Source organism: Hyalangium sp., from assembly GCF_035629615.1.
Taxonomy (GTDB): domain Bacteria; phylum Myxococcota; class Myxococcia; order Myxococcales; family Myxococcaceae; genus Hyalangium.
Window position 1 is genome coordinate 1 of sequence record NZ_DASPHO010000326.1, and the last position, 2,734, is coordinate 2,734.

Sequence of the window (2,734 nt, forward strand, 5' to 3'; positions counted from 1 at the left end):
GAGGTGAGCCTGCCCACGTCCCTGACGCTCCTGAAGCGCGCCAGCACCCCGGAGGCCATGAGCCGGCTCACGCCTGAGGAGATAGAAGCCCTCATCCGCCCGGTGACGTTCCCCGAGCCCAAGGCCCGGCAGATCCACGCCATCGCGGTGCGCACGGTGAAGGAGCTCCACGGGACGCTCCCGTGCGATGCCCAGGTGCTTCAGTCCTTCAAGGGCGTGGGCCCGAAGTGCGCGCACCTCGCACTCGGCATCGCCTGCGGGCACGAGGCCATCAGCGTGGACATCCACGTGCACCGGGTGACGAACCGCTGGGGCTACGTGCAGGCGCGCACCCCGGAGCAGACGCTGGCGGCCCTGGAGGCGCGGCTCCCCCGAACGTACTGGGTGGAGCTCAACCGGCTGCTGGTGCCGTTCGGCAAGCACGTCTGCACGGGGACACGTCCCAAGTGCTCCACGTGCCCCGTGCTCTCCATGTGCCGCCAGATTGGCGTCCAGGATCCGCGCTGACGTGCTACCGGTCCTGCCCCATGAGCTGCGTGGCCCGCCGCGCCAGGCGCCGCCACGGGTTCGTTCGCCCGCCCGCCTCGAGCGTGATCTCCCGCGAGACCTCGAGATCCCTCTCCCAGCACCGCTCCAGCTTCCGCGCGAACTCCGGGTCCGCCAGCACCAACGAGCCCTCGCTCAGCTTGTTGAGCGACAGCGCATCCATGTTGGTGGAGCCCACCGTGCTGAGCCAGTCATCCACCAGCAGCGTCTTCGCGTGCATCATCGACGGCTGGTACTCCCAGATGCGCACCCCAGCCTCCAGCAACCGCTCGTAGGTCGAGCGCTGCGATGCGCGGACAATCGGCACATCGTGGACCGGTCCCGGTGCCAGCACCCGTACGTCCACGCCCTCGTGCGCCTTGTGGACGAGCTGCTCGATGATGGCGTTGGGTGGAGTGAAGTACGCGTTGGCGATCCACAGCCGCTTCCGCGCCGCGGCGATGACGATGCGCACCATCCGCTCGGCGTCCGTCATCCCCAGCTTGCCGATGCTGTCCACGAAGCCCGCGCGAACCGGCCCGACATGGCACGGCGCCGGCAGATCCTTCGGGTGCAGCAGGCTCCCGCCCGACTCCTGCCAGGAGCGAGAGAACGTCAGCTGCATCCGGCACACGGCCGGGCCCTCCACGCGGATGTGCGTGTCTCGCCACTGCTCGGGCGCGCGGCCGTCTCCCTCCCACACCTTCCAGATGCCAAAGCCCCCCGTGTAGCCGATGCGCCCGTCGACGATGACGAGCTTCTGGTGGGTGCGCCCCAGCAGTCGGCCCAGCATCTTGCCCGCCAGCGGCCGGTAGTAGTGCACCTCCACCCCACACTCGACGAGCCTCCGCTCGACCTGCTGGTCGAAGTCCTTGTCTCCCGAGACCTCCTCGCTCCCCACCGGATCCACCAGCACGCGGCAGTGCACGCCCGCGCTCACCCGCTCCCGGAGCGCCTCCACGAACCGGTCGGACAGGGCGCAAGGGCGCCAGATGTACACGAGGATGTGGATGCTCTCGCGCGCCTGGCGGATGTCCTCCAGCATCCGGTCGAAGACCGTCCCGTTCTCCAGCAGCTCCGCCCGATGTCCCTCGTCCAGGCACACCCCCGTGGACTGGTACAGCACGAAGGAGAAGGCGTCTGTCCCAGGGGGCAGGTGGAACGGCCCCTTCATCTCATGCCGCTGGGGGGCGTCCTCATCCCAGCCATGCGCACCTGGCTGCGGGAGCAGCCCATCTGTCACATCCATGTCCATGGCTTGCCAAGGTAGGGACGCACGGTGTCTCGAACAGTCTGGGCGCATCTCCCACCTGTCGGCCCCGCGACGCTGCAACCTGTCATTGCCCCGACGCTCACGCCGTGGCGAAGTGTGCCTGTCCGCCTGCTCTCCGGAGAGACATCCATGGGAATCGATGACGTGCAGGGCCCTTCCGTCCAGGAGCTGCTGTCCCTGCCTCGCCTGGCACCCCTCGTCCCCATGCTCTACGTGGCCTGGACGGATGGCGAGCTGACCCCCGAGGAGATCCGCGCCATGGGCACCGCGGCCCGCGCCCAGCCGTGGCTGGACTTGCGCTCCAGCGCGGTGCTGGCGCGCTGGCTGGATCCGCTCACCCCTCCCTCTCCTCGAGCCCTGGCGCAGCTGCGTGACCACATCCGCAGCACCGCCGAGCGCCTGGAGTACAGCGGGCAGCAGAGCCTCGCGGAGCTGGGCGCACAGCTCGCCGAGGTGCTCGGCGGCAAGGACTCCCTGCCCGCTTCCATGCCCGAGCTGGCGCGCACCCTGGCCCCGATGGAGACGGCGATGGGCCTCTCGGGCACCGAGGCCGTGCGCAGCCTCGTCTCCGCCGCGCCCCGCAGCAGCACACCGCCCGCTCCGGCCTCCTTCGACGTGGACAAGTTGCGCCTCGTGCTGGAGCGCACCTACCCCGCCGTGCGCACCCAGATCCGCGAGTGGCTTGCCGCGCCCGCCTTCCGCTACGGGGACGAGCGCAACACGGCCGCGTACCGGGAGCAGGTGTTCTCGTGGCTGAAGCAGCTCTCGGCACGAGGGCTGGGGAAGATCGCCTACCCGGAGGATCTGTCCAAGGTCGACCTGGGCGCCTTCATCGCGGCCTTCGAGGCGCTGGCCTTCTTCGACCTGAGCCTCGTGGTGAAGGTGGGGGTGAACTTCGGGCTCTTCGGCGGCAGCATCTACTTCCTGGGCACGGAG

General features: G+C 69.4%; 2 protein-coding genes and 1 pseudogene. 2 read left to right on the plus strand and 1 reads right to left on the minus strand.

Annotated elements, in window-relative coordinates; all coding sequences use genetic code 11:
- The coding region (locus VD972_RS16360; RefSeq protein ID WP_324987990.1) for an endonuclease III at nt 1-507 on the plus strand (507 nt) is incomplete at its 5' end.
- Nucleotides 508-511: 4 nt separating this feature from the next.
- Here the strand turns inward: VD972_RS16360 and VD972_RS16365 are convergent.
- The gene (locus VD972_RS16365) at nt 512-1,774 is read right to left on the minus strand and encodes a phospholipase D-like domain-containing protein (RefSeq protein WP_324987992.1); all 1,263 of its coding nucleotides are present in this window, start codon (nt 1,772-1,774) and stop codon (nt 512-514) included.
- A 153-nt stretch (nt 1,775-1,927) separates the two neighbouring features.
- On the opposite strand from VD972_RS16365, the pseudogene VD972_RS16370 reads away from it, so the two are divergent.
- Nucleotides 1,928-2,734: pseudogene (locus tag VD972_RS16370) on the plus strand (acyl-CoA oxidase); the annotation flags it as partial.